Origin of the sequence: Streptomyces sp. LS1784 (assembly GCF_020103755.1) — a bacterium.
GTDB lineage: Bacteria > Actinomycetota > Actinomycetes > Streptomycetales > Streptomycetaceae > Kitasatospora.
In genome coordinates, this window is the sequence record NZ_JAHSQD010000740.1 from 1 (window position 1) to 3,372 (window position 3,372).

Annotated in this window: 3 protein-coding genes and 2 pseudogenes; 2 read left to right on the top strand and 3 right to left on the bottom strand. The window is 75.0% G+C overall.

What is annotated here, in order from left to right; all coding sequences use genetic code 11:
- Together KS423_RS41560 and KS423_RS48280 are read left to right on the top strand one after the other, a co-directional pair.
- Window positions 1-336: pseudogene (locus tag KS423_RS41560) on the top strand (NADP-dependent oxidoreductase); the annotation flags it as partial.
- 16 nt (window positions 337-352) lie between these two features.
- Window positions 353-961, top strand: coding sequence for a MerR family transcriptional regulator (locus tag KS423_RS48280; RefSeq protein ID WP_308020313.1), 609 nt, complete (start codon window positions 353-355; stop codon window positions 959-961).
- A gap of 173 nt (window positions 962-1,134) precedes the next feature.
- Here KS423_RS48280 and KS423_RS41570 read toward each other — a convergent pair whose 3' ends face one another.
- From KS423_RS41570 to KS423_RS41580, 3 genes and pseudogenes are all read right to left on the bottom strand, one after another.
- Window positions 1,135-2,340 (bottom strand): MFS transporter, encoded by a 1,206-nt coding sequence (locus tag KS423_RS41570; protein ID WP_224284910.1) that lies wholly within the window; start codon window positions 2,338-2,340, stop codon window positions 1,135-1,137.
- Between the two features lie 5 nt (window positions 2,341-2,345).
- Entirely contained in the window at window positions 2,346-2,981 is a 636-nt protein-coding gene (locus KS423_RS41575; RefSeq protein WP_224284911.1) for a GNAT family N-acetyltransferase, read from the bottom strand.
- A pseudogene (locus tag KS423_RS41580) lies at window positions 2,978-3,372 on the bottom strand (type III PLP-dependent enzyme); the annotation flags it as partial. The pseudogene KS423_RS41580 and the gene KS423_RS41575, both read right to left, overlap by 4 nt.

Here is a 3,372-nt window from a genome sequence, read left to right on the forward strand (position 1 = left end):
CAGCTGACCGCCGCCGTGGACGCGGCCCGGCGCGGTGCCCGGCTCGCGCTGGTCGGCGCACTGGCGGGCCAGCTCGCACCGGAGCGCCCGGGCGGCGACGCACCGACCGTGATCGACGCCTTCCGGGTCGTCACCCTCGGCCTGGCCCTGCGCGGCTTCACCGGACTCGACCACCCGGACCTGGAGGCCGAGTGGCGGGAGCGGCTGGGCGGCTGGCTGCGCGCCGGGGAGATCAGCTTCCCCTGGACGCCGGTGGCGGGCATCGACCGGGCCGCCGCGGCGTTGACCGGACTGTTCACCGGGGACACCTTCGGGACCACCATCGTGGAACTCTGACGACCAGGGAGCAGGCATGCGGATCGGCGACGCGGCGGCAGCGGCGGGCACCACACCCAGGGCGCTGCGGTTCTACGAACAGCGCGGGCTCCTCCACCCGCCCGCCCGCTCCGCCTCCGGCCAGCGCGAGTACGGCCCGGCCGAGGTCGCCCGGGTCCGGGTGATCCGCCGGCTCCTCGCCGTGGGGCTGACGGTGGACGACCTGGCCAGCCGCGTCCACCGCCTCGACCTGCTCGGCCAGGACCCGCCGGTCCGCTGCTCCGACTCCCCCGGACCCGACACCCTGGCCCCCGTCGTCCGCGCCCGCCTGGCCACCCTGGACGTCGAGATCGCCCGTCTCACCGCCCTGCGCGCCAAGCTCGCCCACCACATCGCGACCAGCGGCGGCGAGGTCCCGGGCGAGGCTGACGGGGCCCCGGCTCACTCGCCGTCCATACGTCCTTCGCCCAGTGACTTCTCCAGCTCGGTGCAGGCCTTGAGATCGACCCGGATCCGGCCCGTCGCCGGGGAGCCGTCGCCTCCCCCGGTCTCCGCCGCTTCCCGCGGAGGCGAGCTTCAGCGACGCCTTGCCCGCGCCGGCGGTCCTGCCGAGACCGACGCCGCCCTGCAGCCCCACGGCCACTGACCCGAACCGGACCACCGGATCACCTGCCATGGCGCCGAGAGCCTCCTCGATCGGAGCCATGACCTTGCTGGTGATCTCGTCGACGACGGCCCGTCACCGGGTCGTGCAACGGACCCGCCCGGGACCTCGCGACGGGGGTGCGCGAGGTCCCGGGCGGGAGTGCGGGGGTGTCGTCAGGTCGCGTCGGCGGCGAGCCGGGGGTCGGCGGGGGCGGACGGGGTCGGCCGGCCGGGCCAGCGGATCCGGGTGGCGCAGAGCGAGACGACGGCCGCCGAGGCGGCGACGGCGGCCATGCCCCAGAGCAGGCTGGTGGCGCCGGCGATGAAGCCGATCACGGCGGGGCCGGCCAGCAGGCCGGTGGTGCCCATGGCGGCGACCAGCGAGAGGGCGTCAGCGCCCTGCCGGGCGGCGGCGACGTAGACGCACGGGGTCACCGCGGCCACGCCGAGGCCTACGCAGGCGAAGCCGAGCAGGGTCGGGACCACGCCGCCGACCGTCAGGGCCAGGGCGAGTCCGAGGCCGGCCAGCAGGCTGCCGGTGCGCACGATCCGGCCGTCGCCGAAGCGGGTGCGCCAGCCGTCCGCGAAGATCCGGGCGCAGACCATCATCACCGACACCACCGCGATGCCCATCGGGGCGAGCCCCGTGCCGGCGTGCACGTAGTCCTTGAGGTAGAGCGCCGACCAGTCGTTCATGGCGCCCTCGGTGACGGTGCCGAACACCATCGCCAGGCCCATCCAGAGGGTCGCGACGGTCGGCAGCACGAAGCCGCGGCGCTGCCTCTTCTCCGCTGGTTCGGCGGCTTCGACCGGGAGGTCCACCGGCAGCGCCGGCCGGGCGGCCACGACCAGCACCGCGAGCAGCGCGGCGGCCAGTCCGAAGTGCACCGCCAGGGTGCCGGTGAAGGAGGTGACGCCCGAGGCCAGCAGCGCGGCGAGCAGCGAGCCGGCGCTGAAGGTGGCGTGCAGCCGGGACATCGTGGTCCGCCCGAAGCGGGCCTCCAGCGCGGCGCCCTGGGCGTTCATCGCGACGTTCAGGCAGCCGACCGCGACACCGTCGAGGAACAGCACCAGCAGCGTCACCGGGTAGTCGGGCACCACCGACAGCGCGAGCAGGATCACGCCGAGGGCGAGCGAGGACAGCACCGAGAGCAGGCGGGAGCCGAACCGTCGCATCAGCACCGCGACCAGGGGGAAGGACACCGCCGCGCCGATTCCGCAGGTCATCAGCAGCAGGCCGATCTGGGCCTCGCCCAGGTCGAGCCGGGCCTTGAGCGCGGGCACCCGGGAGACCCAGGTCGCGTACTGGAATCCGAGGACGAAGAACAGTGCGCCGGTGGCCACTTGGGACCGGCGGAAGTCGTCGCTGACGGGGGACATCGGTATCAGCCCACTTCGGCTCTGGGGTGTGGCCCGGGGACAGGGTCGGTGGAGGGCTGCAGCGGCCGGACCGGGACGGGGTCCAGCGGCATCGCCATGTAGACCGCCCGGGTGCCGTAGCTCTCGGGCAGCCGGATCTCGGGGCGTGCGCGGTAGCCCAGTGGGGTCCACAGCACGTGCGAACCGCGGACGGCGACCAGCGAGGCGGTCCGGTAGCCGGCCGCCCGGGCGGTCTCCTCCAGGTGCCGCAGCATCCGCAGGGACAGGCCCCGGCCGCGCAGGTTCTCGGAGATCACCAGGTCGTGCGCGTGCAGGTTGGTCGGCCGCTTGCCCGCGCCGTCCCCGTCCTCGTTGCGGCCGAGGTCCGGGCAGCGGAACAGCGGGTACGGCAGGGCGAGCAGGTAGCCGCCGAGGCCGCCGGCGTGCTCCAGCACGAAGCAGGTGTCGGGGGAGGCGCGGTGCCGGGACCGCAGGGCCTCCCGGCCCTCGGACAGGCCGCTGGCGGCGTAGGCGCGCTCCTCCAGCGCGACCACGGCGTCCCAGTCCTCCTCCCGGAGCAGCCGGATGCGCAGGCCGGCCGGAGTGTCGGCCGGGGTGTCGGTCCGGAGCTCGGCCGGGCTGTCGACGCGGGTGTCGGTCATGCGGTGCCTCCGTGGTGGCCCCGGCCGTCGCCGCCACCGATGCAGGTGTGCGGCAGCGGCGCGAAGCCGTTGAACCCGCGGGTGGCGTAGGCGGTGGCGTACGCGCCGCAGGAGTGGACCCACACCGGGTCGCCGGAGGCGATCGCGTGCGGGACGCGGACCAGGCCGTCGTCCTGCGCGTACGCGTCGTCGCTGTCGCAGGTCGGGCCGGCCACCACGGCGTTGACGAACTGGCCGCCCGGGTGGGTGGGGAACTCCAGCCGGTACTGGAGCTGGTCCATCTCGTACAGGCCGTTGAACTTGCCGCAGCTGAGGTAGAGCCAGTCCTCCCGGGTGCCGTCGAGGCGACGGCGGGAGGTGAGCCGGGCGGCGTGCGCACGGATCGCACCGT